General features: G+C 39.9%; 20 protein-coding genes and 1 pseudogene. 11 read left to right on the top strand and 10 right to left on the bottom strand.

Annotated features, from left to right (window positions below):
• The first annotated feature begins 4 nt into the window (after positions 1-4).
• Positions 5-1,507 carry a hypothetical protein gene (locus tag R7190_RS24120; protein ID WP_025634131.1) on the top strand — a complete coding sequence of 501 codons (1,503 nt, stop codon included), beginning with the start codon at positions 5-7 and terminating at the stop codon, positions 1,505-1,507.
• Between the two features lie 64 nt (positions 1,508-1,571).
• Positions 1,572-2,069, top strand: a complete 498-nt coding sequence (locus R7190_RS24115; RefSeq protein WP_025634132.1) for a hypothetical protein — start codon at positions 1,572-1,574, stop codon at positions 2,067-2,069.
• Between the two features lie 241 nt (positions 2,070-2,310).
• On the opposite strand, the gene R7190_RS24110 is transcribed toward R7190_RS24115, so the two are convergent.
• Positions 2,311-2,589: a hypothetical protein gene (locus R7190_RS24110; protein ID WP_206946965.1), complete on the bottom strand. Its 279-nt coding sequence runs from the start codon at positions 2,587-2,589 to the stop codon at positions 2,311-2,313.
• 211 nt (positions 2,590-2,800) lie between these two features.
• On the opposite strand from R7190_RS24110, the gene R7190_RS24105 reads away from it, so the two are divergent.
• The gene (locus tag R7190_RS24105; protein ID WP_083135829.1) at positions 2,801-3,721 is read left to right on the top strand and encodes an IS5 family transposase; all 921 of its coding nucleotides are present in this window, start codon (positions 2,801-2,803) and stop codon (positions 3,719-3,721) included.
• Between the two features lie 58 nt (positions 3,722-3,779).
• On the opposite strand, the gene gltS is transcribed toward R7190_RS24105, so the two are convergent.
• Positions 3,780-4,985 carry a sodium/glutamate symporter gene (gltS, locus tag R7190_RS24100; protein WP_000599531.1) on the bottom strand — a complete coding sequence of 402 codons (1,206 nt, stop codon included), beginning with the start codon at positions 4,983-4,985 and terminating at the stop codon, positions 3,780-3,782.
• 443 nt (positions 4,986-5,428) lie between these two features.
• Here gltS and R7190_RS24095 point away from each other — a divergent pair, with 443 nt between their 5' ends.
• From R7190_RS24095 to R7190_RS24085, 3 genes are read left to right on the top strand one after another with little or no spacing between them, the layout of a single operon-like run.
• A complete protein-coding gene (locus tag R7190_RS24095; protein WP_000562370.1) occupies positions 5,429-5,749 on the top strand; it encodes an antibiotic biosynthesis monooxygenase family protein in 321 nt (106 codons plus the stop codon).
• Positions 5,742-6,128, top strand: coding sequence for a hypothetical protein (locus R7190_RS24090; RefSeq protein ID WP_000460651.1), 387 nt, complete (start codon positions 5,742-5,744; stop codon positions 6,126-6,128). The genes R7190_RS24095 and R7190_RS24090 overlap by 8 nt, the downstream gene beginning before the upstream one ends.
• Positions 6,129-6,135: 7 nt before the next feature.
• A complete protein-coding gene (locus tag R7190_RS24085) occupies positions 6,136-6,822 on the top strand; it encodes an ArsR/SmtB family transcription factor (RefSeq protein ID WP_001284954.1) in 687 nt (228 codons plus the stop codon).
• Here the strand turns inward: R7190_RS24085 and tetR(B) are convergent.
• Positions 6,800-7,423 carry a tetracycline resistance transcriptional repressor TetR(B) gene (tetR(B), locus tag R7190_RS24080; protein ID WP_000088605.1) on the bottom strand — a complete coding sequence of 208 codons (624 nt, stop codon included), beginning with the start codon at positions 7,421-7,423 and terminating at the stop codon, positions 6,800-6,802. The two genes, R7190_RS24085 and tetR(B), sit on opposite strands and share 23 nt — an antisense overlap.
• Before the next feature lie 81 nt (positions 7,424-7,504).
• Between tetR(B) and tet(B) the strand changes: the two genes are divergently transcribed.
• Positions 7,505-8,710 (top strand): tetracycline efflux MFS transporter Tet(B), encoded by a 1,206-nt coding sequence (gene tet(B) / locus R7190_RS24075; protein WP_010446567.1) that lies wholly within the window; start codon positions 7,505-7,507, stop codon positions 8,708-8,710.
• Positions 8,711-8,822: 112 nt separating this feature from the next.
• On the opposite strand, the gene tetC is transcribed toward tet(B), so the two are convergent.
• Entirely contained in the window at positions 8,823-9,416 is a 594-nt protein-coding gene (gene tetC, locus R7190_RS24070; protein WP_139794960.1) for a tetracyline resistance-associated transcriptional repressor TetC, read from the bottom strand.
• Between the two features lie 87 nt (positions 9,417-9,503).
• On the opposite strand from tetC, the gene R7190_RS24065 reads away from it, so the two are divergent.
• Positions 9,504-9,920: a helix-turn-helix domain-containing protein gene (locus R7190_RS24065; protein ID WP_000275180.1), complete on the top strand. Its 417-nt coding sequence runs from the start codon at positions 9,504-9,506 to the stop codon at positions 9,918-9,920.
• Between the two features lie 9 nt (positions 9,921-9,929).
• Here the strand turns inward: R7190_RS24065 and R7190_RS24060 are convergent.
• The 6 genes and pseudogenes from R7190_RS24060 to R7190_RS24035 form a co-directional block, all read right to left on the bottom strand.
• Positions 9,930-10,418: pseudogene (locus R7190_RS24060) on the bottom strand (IS4-like element ISVsa5 family transposase); the annotation flags it as partial.
• A 40-nt stretch (positions 10,419-10,458) separates the two neighbouring features.
• Entirely contained in the window at positions 10,459-11,019 is a 561-nt protein-coding gene (locus R7190_RS24055; RefSeq protein WP_083135933.1) for a hypothetical protein, read from the bottom strand.
• A gap of 101 nt (positions 11,020-11,120) precedes the next feature.
• Positions 11,121-11,909 (bottom strand): SIR2 family NAD-dependent protein deacylase, encoded by a 789-nt coding sequence (locus R7190_RS24050; protein WP_083135934.1) that lies wholly within the window; start codon positions 11,907-11,909, stop codon positions 11,121-11,123.
• Positions 11,909-12,463, bottom strand: coding sequence for a non-canonical purine NTP pyrophosphatase (locus R7190_RS24045; RefSeq protein ID WP_083135935.1), 555 nt, complete (start codon positions 12,461-12,463; stop codon positions 11,909-11,911). Before R7190_RS24045 ends, R7190_RS24050 begins: the two co-directional genes overlap by 1 nt.
• On the bottom strand, positions 12,460-13,440 hold the full coding sequence (locus tag R7190_RS24040) for an adenosine deaminase (protein WP_031847929.1): 981 nt from the start codon (positions 13,438-13,440) through the stop codon (positions 12,460-12,462). Before R7190_RS24040 ends, R7190_RS24045 begins: the two co-directional genes overlap by 4 nt.
• Positions 13,441-13,449: 9 nt before the next feature.
• Entirely contained in the window at positions 13,450-13,764 is a 315-nt protein-coding gene (locus R7190_RS24035; RefSeq protein ID WP_083135936.1) for a helix-turn-helix domain-containing protein, read from the bottom strand.
• 114 nt (positions 13,765-13,878) lie between these two features.
• Here R7190_RS24035 and R7190_RS24030 point away from each other — a divergent pair, with 114 nt between their 5' ends.
• From R7190_RS24030 to R7190_RS24020, 3 genes are all read left to right on the top strand, one after another.
• Positions 13,879-14,391, top strand: a complete 513-nt coding sequence (locus R7190_RS24030; RefSeq protein ID WP_083135937.1) for a hypothetical protein — start codon at positions 13,879-13,881, stop codon at positions 14,389-14,391.
• 351 nt (positions 14,392-14,742) lie between these two features.
• On the top strand, positions 14,743-15,717 hold the full coding sequence (locus R7190_RS24025) for an AAA family ATPase (RefSeq protein ID WP_031847928.1): 975 nt from the start codon (positions 14,743-14,745) through the stop codon (positions 15,715-15,717).
• Positions 15,718-15,741: 24 nt separating this feature from the next.
• Positions 15,742-18,102: a S8 family peptidase gene (locus R7190_RS24020; RefSeq protein WP_318137619.1), complete on the top strand. Its 2,361-nt coding sequence runs from the start codon at positions 15,742-15,744 to the stop codon at positions 18,100-18,102.
• Positions 18,103-18,201: the final 99 nt, after the last annotated feature.

The raw sequence follows: 18,201 nt of genomic DNA, 5'->3' as shown, positions 1-18,201 counted from the left end.
CAATATGCTGCCTAGAACCTCAATCAAAAGACAAAGAGGCTTTTTCCTTCAACTTGGCATATTGGCCTCTACTGTCGCTTTAAGTATCATCATGTCCACTTACCTCATGATGAAAAGTGATCAATACGAATCTCAAGTAGACCAACTTCAAGGGCAGCGTATAGCAACGCTGCTTCATGCTATCAAGAATGCCTCAAGACAAAGTGGCTCATTAGCCCAATGGAATCAGCCGGGCCAACCCTTCCAAAACGGTGCTGAGCACATTGGAACAATGTGGTTGAAGCCAAACACCTGTGGTGGTACCCAAACATCTGAGTTCCTATTCTGTGACTTCGAAGATTCCCCTAGAATTGGGGATAACATGCAATACAAAACTGAAGTTACAAATGATGGAACCCAGGTCGAACTCAAATTAACTGTCTCAAATACTGCTGAAACTCGGGGATTTGACTTCTCTGGTGAAAACGGAGTCAAACGTTCATGTACTATAGCCCGAATTGCTGGTGGAGGTTTGGCAAACCTAAATTCAGGCACCTCAATCTCGCAAGTGGATTGCGACTTTGATACAGGTATCATTACTATGGATATCACTTGGGGCACAAGCTTCTCTGATGACCTGAGTATCCATGGTACAAACTCACCGTTAGCTACAATCGACTGGAATGGACAGGATGTCGATAATATGGACCGCCTTGAAGTATCTAGCATTGTGGACCGAGAAAACCCTGTATTTAGACTCGATTTGAATGGAACCAGCAACCTCAACAACCTCAACGTTAATTCCATAGACGCGAACTCCGGTACTATTGACACGTTACGCTCCAATTCTGCAAACTTAACTAGTGTTCGCGGCACTGACCTTGATTACGATAACGCTGACATTGATCGTGCTGATATTAATAGAGCTGACATCAATAACGGCGATATAAATACAGCTAGTATAGGCTCAGCAACAATAGACCAAGCTACAGTACGGAATAGAATCAACCAAACCAACTCATCGCAAATGAATAATTTCGCAGGGGGCTTGGCAATCGGTACTGGTTCAAACATATCAACTCTAGAGAATGGCTCTCTTTATGTCCCTGGAGCCGTTGTTGATTTCAATGACCCCTCAATGTTTTTTGACCCAAATGGCGTTTCTCGAACAAGAGACATTCGTTTGACATCGAGAGGGGGTGTAGCTCTCTCAAACCTAACAAGTAAATATGTTCACCAAGGTTCCGCTACAATAAACGGAGTTGGTGCAATTAAAGGTGTAAATTGTGGTGATGGTGCAGGTTATGCGGCAAATAGAATTGTTGTAGACTGGCAAGATAGTAAGCGTTACCACTCAGCGAACGGTGTAGTCGTATCTGACTATTCATTAAACCGAATCGGTGTTACAAAAAATGCATCTGGCTCACAATTTCTTGTCCGCCTTTACTCGTATAATTTCAAAACTAAACTTTGGGAAACACCTAGAGAAAACCGAGCACTAGCAACTATCTATTGCTATTACCCTTAAATATCTTCCCTTCCAGGGCATACCAAACTATAATATATTATAGACTAAGCTTAAGGTATGCCCTATGAACCTACTTCTTGCTATCTTCTTTGGAATTCTTCGTACTCCGGCTCTACTTTTTTATGTAACTACAGGAGTCGTTCACTACGTAATGGGCAAGCTCGTAAGGACGGTCCTAATCCCTTTATCATACGTAACAGAGAAACTCCTTAAACCCAATCACTATCTAATCGGCCTTGGTGGCCTTTTAATACTATACAAAGGATATGAGTATCTACGTGCTATAGCAGTATCAATTGCTGATACAGAAGTGTTTCTATATATGCCCGTTTGGTTACTAAGTTATCTTGAGTTTAGTGATGTACCATTTGATAGGCTAGGCTTGCCGGGTGCACAAAGACCACTTACAGAATCAATGTTAGATTTCGAGCAGGTATTGTTTGGTAAATTCGATGTAATTGATTTGTACTTGGTCTGGTGGTGGTTCTTTTTAGGGAGTCAACTAGGGCTTTACATCTACTATGCAGTAAACAGGCTTTTGAAGACAATGAACCTCGATTAAGACAATGAAAAAAGAGCCATTATCTGAATTAGTCTGAATGCAATCTGTGAGTTTCTTTATCTCGATGTGACTAGGTCTGACAGGTTGCCCTTAATCGGCTCTGTCCAATAGTTTGCTAGAGATTGATCAATCTTTATTGTCATTTCCACAGTGTTTCTGGTACCAATACGCATCAAAATTGATCAAACCTTTGCTTTTTACAGTCTAAGAATCGCTTGAAAGGCACATTTCCGATCAAAGTCTATTGTCCTCCGATAATTACACCTACTGCATTGATGTATTCTTCTGGCGAGTGGGTAGTGAGTAAGTGGGCTTTAAAATCATTTCCGCGCAGATAACATTTTTGGTGAAAAGCATGGTGCATATTTTTAGGGTAGTCAGTTCGGTACTTAGTAATAACACTGCTAACCTTTTGACGCCCAAGACCAAACGCATTAGAAACATCTACAGAGATAATGCGGCCATCTTTGGATAACTTGACATCAATGAACTTGTAAACGGCTTGGTCTAGACATAGCAACTTTCTCCTTATCCGTCTGGTTGTTCAATAATTGTTGATAAAGCCTTTTTAGTTGCACTTTCAAGCGAGATCTTATTGTTACGATAGGCCAGTACAATTGAGTTGAACTTCTGGTTATCACAAACACAGAAAGGCTTTGTTGCGTAATTCGATGGAACTAAATCAAGAAACTACGATCTGAGCGGCTACGCCCATCAATCGTCGTAGCCTCATGCCTAAACCTCGTTACAAAACAACTAACTGGAAGCAGTACAATAAATCCTTAATCAACCGTGGTTCTCTGACCTTTTGGATTGATGAGGAAGCGATAGCTGAGTGGAAGCAAAACAAACAAGGCAAGCGTGGTAGACCTCGCCGATTCAGCGACTTAGCCATTACTACCGCACTGATGGTGAAACGCGTTTTCTCTATGCCCTTGAGAGCGCTGCAAGGTTTTCTAGACTCCGTATTTAAGCTGGCTAACATCCCGCTTGTTTGCCCGCACTACACCTGTATAAGCCGCCGAGCTAAGGAAGTTGAAGTTTCATTTAAAACCAAAACCAGAGGAGCAATACAACATCTGGCCATTGATGCCACTGGCCTCAAGGTTTATGGCGAAGGTGAATGGAAGGTCAAGAAGCATGGAACTGATGGGAAGCGAAGAGTCTGGCGTAAGCTGCATATCGCGGTAGATACAAGCACCCACGAAATAGTCGCAGCAGAGCTGAGCTTATCTAACGTAACTGATGCCGAAGTGCTCCCCAACTTACTCAAGCAAACACGTCGTAAAATCATTGAGATATCAGGCGATGGCGCTTATGACACAAGGAATTGCCATGATGCCATATGGATCAAGCGAGCTGTTCCGCTCATCCCGCCAAGAGAAGGAGCAGCCTTCTGGGAACAAGGACATCCTCGTAACTTAGCGGTAGGTTGCCAGAAGCTCTGCGGCTCCAACAAGAAGTGGAAAAAGCGGTATGGCTATCATAAGCGCTCTCTGTCAGAGACCGCAATGTACCGAGTAAAACAGTTGCTAGGTGGGAAATTAAGTCTAAGAAATTACAACGCTCAGGTTGGCGAGACTTACGCCATGATCAAAGCACTGAACAAACTTACAGGGCTTGGTATGCCTGAAACTCAGTATATTGTATAAAAGTCGCTCAACTTTAGGAGGTTTGGTTTCTCGTCTGAATTACGCAACAAAGCCGCTATTAGGTAAAGTATGTACCAATTTCAATAAATATTTTAATTAAGATACTGTTTGAAATATCAACAATAAAGGCACCGACCATAGGAACGACAAGGAAAGCTTTATGTGATGGTCCAAATGCTTTTGTGACTGTTTGCATATTCGCAATTGCTGTTGGTGTTGCTCCCATACCAAAGCCACAGTGACCCGCGCTGATCACGACAGCATCATAATCTTTGCCCATCATTTTGAAGGTGATAAAGCAGGCAAATAGCACCATGACAACAGTTTGTACAGCAATGATAATTAATACTGGCCCTGCCATGCTTGCCAATTGACCAAATTTTAATGACATTAACGCCATTGCCAAGAAAAGCGATAAAGCAACGCTACCTAATACATCGACGGTCGGCTCAAACACTTCGTGTTTAAATACATGAGTCAGTGTATTACGGATAATAATACCGACAAATAAACACCAGACAAAAGTAGGCAGTTGCAGAAAAGTATCTTTAAACAATGCACTGATATAGCCACCAACAACAATACAGATAATCAGCATTGAAATGGTTTCAATAACGTTATTTGCATTGATTTTTCTTTTGACGCTTGGTTGCTCAAAAGCTTCAACGATAGTGTCGCGCTCTTGCTCGGTTGTTTTAGGAATAGAGACCTTTTTCAAAAGATGACGGGCAACAGGGCCGCCAACTAAACCACCCAACACTAATCCAAGTGTTGCACAAGCCATCGCTAATTCAACGGCGCCTGTTACACCATATTTATCAGCGAGAATAGGGCCCCATGCTCCGGCATTACCATGACCACCTGTTAGAGTAATTGAACCTGCAATTAAGCCAATAAATGGACTTTCATTCATCATGACAGCCATACTCATGCCGACAGTATTTTGAATGGCGATTAGGATCGTTACTGCAATAGTTAATAGAACTAACGGCTTTCCTCCTTTAATCAGTCGAGAAAAGTCAGAACTTAGCCCGATAGAGGAAAAGAATGTGAGCATTAATAAACTTTGCAATGAAGCATCAAAAGTAAACGAATAACCTGATGTTTTATCAATAATTAACAGAACAATTGCAACAATAAAGCCACCAACGACGGCTTCTGGTATGTGGTTTTTTTGTAGGAACGGGGTAAATTTTACGACAAACATTCCTATGAGTAGCGCGATACATGCGACTAATAATGTATAACTGGCATCTAGGATCATTTTTTTACCTCTATTAGTTTACCAGAATTTTCACTATAACAATTTAACAATAGTGAAAAATGAAGTTACTTTGGTTAACTAATCTTTAACAATGAGTTTTATTAGGGTATCCATAACTTTTAGTTAATAGGGTCATAATTTTAGTGTGATCTTAATCATGAAATATTAAAAAGATTAAAATAACAACAATGGTATTTAATGATGGGTAAACCTAAATACCATGCGGGATCCGCACTATTTTCGGTGATAGCAAAAAATAAAAAAGTATAAATAATAAACAAAATTATAAGAGAAGGAGAACATGATAAGCGCAGGCCGAGCAATTTAAAGAAGTGTGATATACAACATAAAACAGCAGCATGACCTTTCTATATTTCGTTGCTTATCGAAGTGTTAATTTTCGGGTGGATTACTCTGTTTGTTGATTAATAACGGAGAAAAATATGATTGCTGTAATATTTGAGGTGCAAATACAACCCGACCAACAAACTCGCTATTTGACTTTAGCTGAGGAGTTAAGACCACTATTAAGTCATGTAGCTGGTTTTATTTCAATTGAACGTTTTCAAAGTCTAGCTACAGAAGGAAAAATGTTATCGCTATCTTGGTGGGAAAACGAATACGCAGTTCTGCAATGGAAAAATCATGTTTTACATGCGAAAGCTCAACAAGAAGGGCGAGAGTCAATATTTGATTTTTACAAAATTAGTATTGCTCATATTACTCGCGAATATTCATTTAAAAAGGACAAGGATAATGTTTGATGTTCACGTTGTTTTAGATAATCAAATAGGACAATTAGCATTACTAGGAAAAACATTAGGTAATAAAGGTATTGGATTGGAAGGGGGAGGGATATTTACGGTTGGTGATGAATGCCATGCTCATTTTCTTGTTGAACAAGGAAAGGAAGCTAAAATAGCGCTAGAGCAAGCTGGACTGTTAGTACTTGCGATCCGGACACCATTAATTCGTAAGTTAAAACAGGAAAAACCGGGGGAACTTGGCGAAATAGCACGAGTATTGGCGGAGAATAACATTAATATTTTAGTGCAATACAGTGACCATGCTAACCAACTGATATTAATAACGGACAATGATAGTATGGCTGCATCTGTTACGCTCCCTTGGGCAATAAAGTGAACTTGCGATGGCTAATTTAATACGAAAAGAGGTTACCTTTGAGTCCTCAATAGCCGCGATAGGGGCGGCTATGTCTGACATTTCACGAGTTAAAATACTCAGTGCTTTGATGGATGGGCGAGCTTGGACGGCCACTGAGCTAAGTTCTGTGGCGAATATATCAGCTTCAACGGCGAGCAGTCATTTATCTAAATTATTAGATTGCCAGCTAATCACAGTAGTAGCTCAAGGCAAGCATCGTTATTTTCGGCTAGCAGGAAAAGATATTGCTGAATTGATGGAAAGTATGATGGGGATCTCCTTAAACCATGGCGTACATGCCAAAGTTTCCACGCCAGTGCATTTACGAAAAGCACGTACTTGCTATGATCATTTAGCTGGCGAAGTTGCCGTTAAGATCTATGATTCCCTTTGTCAACAGCAATGGATCACTGAAAATGGTTCAATGATCACATTAAGTGGTATTCAATATTTTCATGAAATGGGAATTGACGTTCCTTCCAAACATTCACGTAAAATCTGTTGTGCGTGTTTAGATTGGAGTGAACGCCGTTTCCATTTAGGTGGGTACGTTGGAGCCGCATTATTTTCGCTTTATGAATCTAAAGGGTGGTTAACTCGACATCTTGGTTACCGTGAAGTTACCATCACGGAAAAAGGTTATGCTGCTTTTAAGACCCACTTTCACATTTAAGTTGTTTTTCTAATCCGCATATGATCAATTCAAGGCCGAATAAGAAGGCTGGCTCTGCACCTTGGTGATCAAATAATTCGATAGCTTGTCGTAATAATGGCGGCATACTATCAGTAGTAGGTGTTTCCCTTTCTTCTTTAGCGACTTGATGCTCTTGATCTTCCAATACGCAACCTAAAGTAAAATGCCCCACAGCGCTGAGTGCATATAATGCATTCTCTAGTGAAAAACCTTGTTGGCATAAAAAGGCTAATTGATTTTCGAGAGTTTCATACTGTTTTTCTGTAGGCCGTGTACCTAAATGTACTTTTGCTCCATCGCGATGACTTAGTAAAGCACATCTAAAACTTTTAGCGTTATTACGTAAAAAATCTTGCCAGCTTTCCCCTTCTAAAGGGCAAAAGTGAGTATGGTGCCTATCTAACATCTCAATGGCTAAGGCGTCGAGCAAAGCCCGCTTATTTTTTACATGCCAATACAATGTAGGCTGCTCTACACCTAGCTTCTGGGCGAGTTTACGGGTTGTTAAACCTTCGATTCCGACCTCATTAAGCAGCTCTAATGCGCTGTTAATCACTTTACTTTTATCTAATCTAGACATCATTAATTCCTAATTTTTGTTGACACTCTATCATTGATAGAGTTATTTTACCACTCCCTATCAGTGATAGAGAAAAGTGAAATGAATAGTTCGACAAAGATCGCATTGGTAATTACGTTACTCGATGCCATGGGGATTGGCCTTATCATGCCAGTCTTGCCAACGTTATTACGTGAATTTATTGCTTCGGAAGATATCGCTAACCACTTTGGCGTATTGCTTGCACTTTATGCGTTAATGCAGGTTATCTTTGCTCCTTGGCTTGGAAAAATGTCTGACCGATTTGGTCGGCGCCCAGTGCTGTTGTTGTCATTAATAGGCGCATCGCTGGATTACTTATTGCTGGCTTTTTCAAGTGCGCTTTGGATGCTGTATTTAGGCCGTTTGCTTTCAGGGATCACAGGAGCTACTGGGGCTGTCGCGGCATCGGTCATTGCCGATACCACCTCAGCTTCTCAACGCGTGAAGTGGTTCGGTTGGTTAGGGGCAAGTTTTGGGCTTGGTTTAATAGCGGGGCCTATTATTGGTGGTTTTGCAGGAGAGATTTCACCGCATAGTCCCTTTTTTATCGCTGCGTTGCTAAATATTGTCACTTTCCTTGTGGTTATGTTTTGGTTCCGTGAAACCAAAAATACACGTGATAATACAGATACCGAAGTAGGGGTTGAGACGCAATCGAATTCGGTATACATCACTTTATTTAAAACGATGCCCATTTTGTTGATTATTTATTTTTCAGCGCAATTGATAGGCCAAATTCCCGCAACGGTGTGGGTGCTATTTACCGAAAATCGTTTTGGATGGAATAGCATGATGGTTGGCTTTTCATTAGCGGGTCTTGGTCTTTTACACTCAGTATTCCAAGCCTTTGTGGCAGGAAGAATAGCCACTAAATGGGGCGAAAAAACGGCAGTACTGCTCGGATTTATTGCAGATAGTAGTGCATTTGCCTTTTTAGCGTTTATATCTGAAGGTTGGTTAGTTTTCCCTGTTTTAATTTTATTGGCTGGTGGTGGGATCGCTTTACCTGCATTACAGGGAGTGATGTCTATCCAAACAAAGAGTCATCAGCAAGGTGCTTTACAGGGATTATTGGTGAGCCTTAACAATGCAACCGGTGTTATTGGCCCATTACTGTTTGCTGTTATTTATAATCATTCACTACCAATTTGGGATGGCTGGATTTGGATTATTGGTTTAGCGTTTTACTGTATTATTATCCTGCTATCGATGACCTTCATGTTAACCCCTCAAGCTCAGGGGAGTAAACAGGAGACAAGTGCTTAGTTATTTCGTCACCAAATGATGTTATTCCGCGAAATATAATGACCCTCTTGATAACCCAAGAGGGCATTTTTTACGATAAAGAAGATTTAGCTTCAAATAAAACCTATCTATTTTATTTATCTTTCAAGCTCAATAAAAAGCCGCGGTAAATAGCAATAAATTGGCCTTTTTTATCGGCAAGCTCTTTTAGGTTTTTCGCATGTATTGCGATATGCATAAACCAGCCATTGAGTAAGTTTTTAAGCACATCATCATCATAAGCTTTAAGTTGGTTCTCTTGGATCAATTTGCTGACAATGGCGTTTACCTTACCAGTAATGTATTCAAGGCTAATTTTTTCAAGTTCATTCCAACCAATGATAGGCATCACTTCTTGGATAGGGATAAGGTTTTTATTATTATCAATAATATAATCAAGATAATGTTCAAATATACTTTCTAAGGCAGACCAACCATTTGTTAAATCAGTTTTTGTTGTGATGTAGGCATCAATCATAATTAATTGCTGCTTATAACAGGCACTGAGTAATTGTTTTTTATTTTTAAAGTTATGATAAAAGGCACCTTTGGTCACCAACGCTTTTCCCGAGATCTCATCTATTGAAACAGCTTGATAGCCTTTTTCAACAAACAATATTCGTGCTGAGTTAACCAGTGATTGATAGGTACTCTTAAAATTTTCTTGTTGATGATTTTTATTTTCCATGATAGATTTAAAATAACATACCGTCAGTATGTTTATGGTATCATGATGATGTGGTCGTGACAATCTTAAGAACATTTAGGTTATTTTATGTATATTGAACAGCATTCTCGCTATCAAAATAAAGCTAATAACATCCAATTAAGATATGATGATAAGCAGTTTCATACAACGGTTATCAAAGATGTTCTATTATGGATTGAACATAATTTAGATCAGTCTTTACTGCTTGATGATGTGGCGAATAAAGCGGGTTATACCAAGTGGTATTTTCAGCGGCTGTTCAAAAAAGTAACAGGGGTCACACTGGCTAGCTATATTCGTGCTCGTCGTTTGACGAAAGCGGCTGTTGAGTTGAGGTTGACGAAAAAAACTATCCTTGAGATCGCATTAAAATATCAATTTGATTCCCAACAATCTTTTACACGTCGATTTAAGTACATTTTTAAGGTTACACCAAGTTATTATCGGCGTAATAAATTATGGGAATTGGAGGCAATGCACTGAGAGATCCCCTCATAATTTCCCCAAAGCGTAACCATGTGTGAATAAATTTTGAGCTAGTAGGGTTGCAGCCACGAGTAAGTCTTCCCTTGTTATTGTGTAGCCAGAATGCCGCAAAACTTCCATGCCTAAGCGAACTGTTGAGAGTACGTTTCGATTTCTGACTGTGTTAGCCTGGAAGTGCTTGTCCCAACCTTGTTTCTGAGCATGAACGCCCGCAAGCCAACATGTTAGTTGAAGCATCAGGGCGATTAGCAGCATGATATCAAAACGCTCTGAGCTGCTCGTTCGGCTATGGCGTAGGCCTAGTCCGTAGGCAGGACTTTTCAAGTCTCGGAAGGTTTCTTCAATCTGCATTCGCTTCGAATAGATATTAACAAGTTGTTTGGGTGTTCGAATTTCAACAGGTAAGTTAGTTGCTAGAACCCATGGCTCCTTTGCCGACGCTGAGTAGATTTTAGGTGACGGGTGGTGACAATGAGTCCGTGTCGAGCGCTGATGAATCCCCTAATGATTTTTACCAAAATCATTAGGGGATTCATCAGAGCTTTGTTTTGGTAGGATTACCGCCAAAATACACTCCCCTGAGGTTGACTGCATCCCGTACACAGAAAAGGTATCTAGCTATTCGATAGAATGGTTGGTCAATAAAGCTAGGCCACTTTGTAAAGTAGAGGGTATTCGAGTGGTTATATGATGTATTGTTCTCAAGGCCTAAACAGTCGTTTGTTACTAACAGGTTGAACGCTAATTCCTGCCCTGTGGCCGTAGATGAATTGGGTTGGAGTTGATTTAGAGCGCGGAATGTTGTCTCTAGTGCGGACTCTTTTCGATCATAAAAGAATGATACCAATGCGATGAGGCCGATTATTCCTAACAAAATCTTTAAAACTAGTGATATTTTTTTAATAATTTTATGCAACAAAGAGTGACGTTTCAGGTTGTTGAACTCTGCTCTTTCATTAAGCTCTTTTACTTCTAACCGAATATCTCGGCTTTCTAATAGTAAGCTTTCTAAAGCATTAGTTGAGTTATTTCGCGTTTGCTGACGGTGACGGTTCCTTCGAAAATATCGTTTAGGTTCACTATTTGATTTGCTCATAGCTCGATATCCTTATCTAACCAAAAGTGGTTAAGTTTTGTGTTTTTTCGCGTCAAACTTATGATGATGGTCCTAGAGTTAATTTTAAGGAGTCTAGAACGTTATATAAATTGCTTTAAGAACTCTTCAAGTGCTTTACCAGGGTGATCAATTTCTGAATTAATCATATTGATCCCCCATTGCTCGAGAACTGCTTCCTGCACAGGGTTTGGACGTGGGGAAAACACATAAGACTTAGGCTGGGCTCCTCCACAGTAATTACCTTTCCACAGTTTTGATAATTTATAGAATAGAAGCCTTATGTTGATATCAGATAGACTATAACCAATGAAAAGAACAGTTTTTCCAAGTACATCAGCTCTAAGTTTTAGATCTAAAGGCGATTCGAATTCTAGTCGCTCAAAGTAACTTGATTCATCGAGGACTATTGACTCATCATCATCAAAATCTCCATGAAATTTAATGACTTGTGTTTGGTCTTTTCTTATCTCAGTCATATCAGATACAGACGCAATTTTTATAAATTCTTTACCGTAATGTTTTAGCGATTTCTCAATCCATCGGTCGTAGTTTGTCGTATAGATAAGAGGAAAATTTGCTTTAGCAATGTATTCATGAACTTTGGAGTTTTCTAGCTTCACATCTCCCGAGTGCCACTGGGTGTCCATCCAGCTACGCAAGGGACCTATTCTTCCTTTTTCGATTCGATAATACTCGGCTAGCGCAAGATCATTTCCAAATGTTTTATATATGTCAGGATCATAGCCTAGTTCTACGGAGATATGGTTGATGAGCTCAGACCAAGAAGGAAGACCAAGATTCATTGATACTCCCGCACCAACGAATAAAATTACGTTCCCTTTTTTGTAGGCAGACAATAGCTGTTCCATTAATCTTTTCCTTGTTTCAAAAACTCTTTGAACTTGTCAAAAGCTAACTTTCTCATTGAAATTTCATTTTTTTTGTCACCCATTTCTGAAAACGTTAAGCTTTCTCCATCTGGGATAAAAATGCAGTCCCATTGAAAGCTACGGTCTCCCTTAGGTTCAGGGGCGATTGTTCCTCTTATCTCACCCTTAAAGGTATGTATTTTCATTGAGTCACAGTAACCAATAATTGTTTTTGCGATAACTTTAGTATTGTCCCCAGTACCAAATAAAGTAGAAAACTTATCAGCTTCAAGCTTATCCCAGAAAATCTGGGTTAAGCCGCCAGGAAACTCGTTTAAATTGTCAATGTATAAGCCAGTATGCTCCACGAAAACTGGGCGCCCTACAATTTTAAATGCCTTTAGTAGTTTGTCCTTAACTAGAAGATCAACGTCATCGGTTTGGATTTCATTTATAGAGTGTTTCGCTGCCACTACATCTACACCGATGCCTTCCAAAAGTTTGTTTACTTCGTCGACTTTATGGTCGTTCTTTGTAATGAATCTGAGTTTCATTCAATTCCCTTAATGAAAGAGTATTTTTTTTGAGTCGAGAGCATATTTTGAATTAGAAGAACATTATTGGTTTCTTTGTAAAGTTCAAAGTAGTCATCGCTGAGAGTAGAACCGTGTATAGAGGGATTGTCTGAACAGATAACGAAAGGTATTTCGTACTTAACCATTTCTGTAACAGGGTGAGATTCATTCTCTGCTACAGCATTTGTTAGACGATTGCTTACAGGGCACACTTCAATGCAAATATCTTTGTTCTTAACTAACTCAATCAGTCTTGGATCTTTAACTATTGCTGTTCCATGGCCAATTCTATCGGCAGAGTAGTTAATGATGGCATCTTCAATATTCTGGGGATTACCTGTTTCGCCTGCATGGATTGTAATAGACAGCCCTTCTTCATCTTTAGCTGTTCTAAATAGATGCGCTGTCTCTGGAGGAGGTGAGATATCCTCATTACCAGCTAGGTCCAATCCAATGACTGACTGAGGGCGGCCAAGAGATTTATAGGCATCTACTAATGCTCGTAAGTGTTCTGGAGCGTACTCCCCACGCGTGATAGTTAGAAGTAGGCCTGCTTTTATATTGTAACGACACGAGAACTCTTCTATGTCTTGTAGTAGCCATTCCAATGCTTCTTGCACTGTAATATTGTTTAGGAGGGATATGTATATGACGCTATTGCGTAGCTCTACAAATTTAACATTATCATTTTTGAGTTCGAAGAATGCGCTATCTACAATTTTAGATAAATCTGCTCTACTTTGTGGTACTAACCTGAGTGCTTGCCAAGGCGTTAAGTATTCAGCTAGAGAGCTAGCTGGAGTTTTTCTCGTTAAGTCGTAACGTAAGTCAAAACCTGAGGGGAGTTCATTGATACTTGCTTGTAAAAGAGATCGGAGAAGAGCTGTGTTGGCGAGGCCGTTCAAGTGTACATGCAACTCCCCTTTGGGCATTCTTTTTATATCAATGAAGTTCATGTTTGTTTTTCAGTCCCCACTCATATCTTTGATGATTTGAAGCAGCTTCATTTTATTTTCTTTGGAGAGTTTTTCTATATACAGAGACAGCTCTGCCGAGACTTCGTCCTCACAAAAAAAGTAGTTCAAAGGTACACCAAGCTCGTCCGCAATCAATTTTAGCGTTTGAACATCCGGTGTATGTTTCCCTTTTTCATACTGGTTCATTCTCGGACTCGCAGAGCTTTCATCCATACCTATTCGCACTCCCAAGGCTTTCTGAGAGAGTTTTGCTTTCTTACGCGCTTCTTTGAGACGTAATGGGATTGGACTTTGGAATGACACTTATGGCTCATATTATGAAACTCTACTTAACTAAGATTTTCTTAGTTTTACCGATCTCTGTATACTAAGCAATCCTTAGTTTTATTGCGGTATAAGTATTACATGAAGCGTTCTATTAAAATCAGTGCAGAGATGTACAAGTTATTGATTGAAAGAACAATTGATGATTTTTCAGTGACTGAGTTGAGGGATGAGTTTATTGTCCTAAGAGGTTTCCACATTGATGCTGATGAAGCGCGTAAAAAAGTTTATCGACAAATCTTGCGGTTCATGAAGCATGGCTGGCTTAGGAGTGAAGGTAGTGGTCATCAGAAACGCTATTTTCAGACGGAAGCTTTCAAAGCTATTCAGGTGGAACCTAAATTAGTAAATGTAGACATTGAGATTGCATCGGATCAGGGCTATTCGGTCTTAACTAGTGAGTATAACCATTACAAACGAGAGCTAGAGGTTGTTTTAGGTGAGATTAACGAATACCGTTCTCTGAATAAGCGTTTCCCAGAATTAGAACCGAAACTGGTTATGCTCCTTAAAGGAGCAAAAGAGCGATCAGTGCAATTATTAGGGAAAGTTAATGGGCTCAAGAGTGTCCTTAGAGTCCTCGATGAGAAAAATCAGACATGTTGAGACTTGTTGTATTAGGCAAGCGTTAGCGGGCAGTTAACGTCATAATATGAACGCTATTGATGTGTTTAGGTTGGTTCTTTAATGATCGCGCCTAAATTGCGGTCTTAGATCTTTATGAATGATGATGTACACGAAATACTATAATCACATGACTTAAACGAAATGCTCAAAATGTGAGTGGTTTAACTTTCAATTATGTTAGGATTGCCCGTTTTCGCATATTTGACGTAGAAATCATAATATGTGTCAAAATTTAATTGTGCTTTTGATTATTGTATAAGCACTTAGGTTATTATTTGTTGGTATGTTGTTCATCACTTGTCATTCACTATCAAGTGGTCTGGAGGGTTTATGGCTAGTGGTAAGTTGTTAAGATTACTTGTTCAATCAGGTACTTCCGGTGATCCTGGTGCTTTCAGAAGTGCGACTGAGCAATTAATTAAAGAAGAAAGACAAAAGCAGCATAACTTGTTAGCAAATGATTTGGAGCGAATTCTTTACGGAGATAGAGTTGCGACCAACTCAACTAGGCATAACATTCTACCGGAACCTCCGACAGACAAAGAAAGTGGTGTTCCGTTAGTTGATATCAGACAAGCCAACAGGTCTATTGAAGACTTGGTTTTAAATAAACGTACTTTAGAGATTATTGAGGATGTACTTGAAGAGCACCGTCGTGAAGATGTTCTTCGAAGTTATGGAATGGTCCCTGCTGAAAAAATCCTCTTTTTCGGTCCTCCAGGCTGTGGCAAAACGTTAACTGCTGAGTCTATGGCCTACGAGTTAGAACGACCACTTGCTATAGTTCGTTTAGATTCTCTTGTGTCCTCGTTTCTAGGGGAAACTGCTGCTAACTTACGAAAAGTGTTTGATTTTATTGCCAAGCATAAACTATTGGTTCTTTTTGATGAGTTTGATGCTTTAGGGAAAGAGCGTGATGATGGTTCAGAGCATGGTGAGCTGAGGAGGGTAGTTAATGCCGTTCTTCAAATGATGGATTCTTACGATGGAAAGAGTACGATCATTGCAGCTACTAATCATGAGCAAATTCTTGATAGCGCTATTTGGCGCAGATTTGATGAAATTGTAGAGTTTCCAGAAATAGACCAAAACCAGCTTCAAGATTTGTTGCAACTGAAGCTCCGTGGAGTGAGGAGAGAGTTTGATCTAGATTCTTCCGAACTTCATGCCATTTTCCGAGATAAGTCACCAGCAATAATTGAGCGAATAATAAGGCGAGCAGTTAAGCGAATGATCTTAAAGGGGAAGGAATTTCTAACCATTAGAATGCTAAGAAATGCACTAGAACAAGAAAGTCAAATCTAATAATAATGCGCAAAGGAATGCAGTATGGCAGGAGCTTACCCTCACCTTTCTTTTTCCAAGGAGACTCCTTTAACTCCAAGGAGGTCTCGTCCAGGCTTTGGCACTAAAGTTCAACGTGGTAACCCGGTAGAGCACGTAAAGAGTCTAAAAAAGCAAGTAGAGACCTTTCGAAAGGTAATATCAGACCAGGTTGGTGGTAGCACATCACGAAACCTTATTCAGATAAAGCTGAATGAGAGAATGAGTTTTGAAGAAATAACGAAACATGGCATATCCATAGTAAGTCAAGAAGACCAGACAGTTTACATTGCTTTTGCCGATGAAAAGCAACTACAACAATTCAATGAACGCTTATCTTTGTTGGTTGATGGAGAGTATGTAACTTATGCGAACCTATTGTTTGCAATTGATAAGATTGATGCGTGGGGGTACGAAGATCGTAAAAGTTGGGCATTGCAACAGTTTGGGTTTCCAGATGAAGATACTTTTCGATTAGATGTTGAACTTTGGCCACTCGGTAGCACGGGGAGCATTGCACGAAATGCTCTCGTATCTGATTTTTTAAATTGGTTAAGCTCAGAAGATATTCAGCATCTAGACAAAGTTAATCGGGATAGCTTAGTTATGTTCCGAGTTACAGTTAACTTAAATCAAGCGCAATACTTGCTTCAACACAGAGATGTTCGTCAAGTTGACCTCCCGCCAAAGACAGGCGTCGATTTCGCTCAATTAAACTTAGATGTAAACATTCTTCCTCCAACTCTAAATACAGTTGCAGAGTCAGCAAGTAAAATATGTGTACTCGATAGCGGTATTAATGCCAACCACATATTACTTCAGGGTGCGGTTGGTGATGCTCAGAGCTTTGTTGATAGAGAAGATGAGTTTGACTACGTTGGACATGGAACCGCAGTTGCAGGTGTCGCTCTATTTGGAGATTTAGAAGCTCGAATTGATGGTAACGATTGGACTAGAGACTTGTGGCTTTTAAGCGGAAAAGTATTGGCTACTGGTTCAAATGGCCAAACTGAGTTTGATACAAAAACGATAGAGTCTACGTTGAGCGAAGCAATTTCGTATTTTTATCGAGAGTATGGGTGCCGTATATATAATCTTTCTCTTGGTAACGAAAATGCACCATACCTTCATAACCATGTATCAGGTATCGCAGTTACACTTGATGAACTCGCTAGAGAACTTGATATCTTAATTGTTGTTTCAGCTGGTAACTATAGCGGTTCTGAAAGAATAAGTAATTGGAGAGACGACTACCCTCACTTTCTTTTATCCGATGATGCTGCGCTTATTGATCCCGCTCCAGCTGTTAATGTGCTAACTGTAGGGGCGATGGCAAAGCACACTTCCACGTACACAGAACGCTACTATCAACGACAGGGGGAAATCAATGAACTACATGTTGCGAATGAAGGTCAAGTTTCTCCATTTTCAAGAAGTAGTCAAAGCGATAAGTCTGTATTGAAGCCTGACTTTTTAGCACACGGTGGAAACTTTGCTATACCAGCTAGGTTAGAAGGAAAGAGCTGGAAGCAAGTATTTAAACACCTTGGTGTAGTTACATTAAATCATAACCCTCAAGGTAATACGCTATTAAGTGAGTATAGTGGTACAAGTTTTTCTGCTCCTTATATTACCAACCTAGCAGGAAGGTTACTGAACAGTTATCCCGATTCATCTGCGAATCTTCTTCGAGCGCTATTAGCTAATCATGCGCGTATAACTCCAGAGTTGGGTGCCACTTTTTCAGACAAGAAGGATGTAAGACGTGTTGCTGGCTATGGGGTTATTGATGAAGATAGTTTGTTTCGATCATCTGAGGAGCATGTAGTACTAATTAGTGAAGAACAAATTGAAAATGATACACATCAGTTCTTTGAGCTTCCAATTCCAGAAGACTATTTTCGTAAAGGAAAGGCGACCAGAACTATCACCGTTAGTCTGGCTTATAGTCCTTCAGTTCGCACTACTCGACTTGAATATATTGCAACTAAGATAAAGTATCATTTGGTACATGGTGATTCGTTGGAAGCGGTCTCCAAGTCATTTAATAATGAAAATAAGAAAACAACTCAATCGATACCTGAATGTGATGGCACTAAGAGGGATCTTACGCAAGATGATAGGAGTAGGGGCACGTTACAATCCAGCACTTGGACATACAGTCAGTTTAATAAACCCAGGAAGCTCTTCTTAGTTGTTACTCGGCAAGATACCCCATGGGCTAGTAATCAAGTCAAAGAAAAAGAAGATTATGCACTCGCAATATCCATCACGGATAGGGAAAATGAAGAAGCAAGGTTGTACCAGCAAGTTTCCGAAAAGCTGCAAGCTAGAGAAAGGTTAAGAGCTAGAGCAAAGTTGGCATAGGAGGCACATACCGTTGCACAATTGAGAGTGTCCCGAATTCTGTGTAACTGTCTAGACTTAAGCCTTAAAGGCTAAGGATGGACAATATGGATAAGAAAG

The organism is Vibrio sp. 1078-1 (assembly GCF_033340475.1).
The sequence above is the reverse complement of the archived record's forward strand: the minus strand, read 5'-3'. Positions and strand labels throughout refer to the sequence as shown.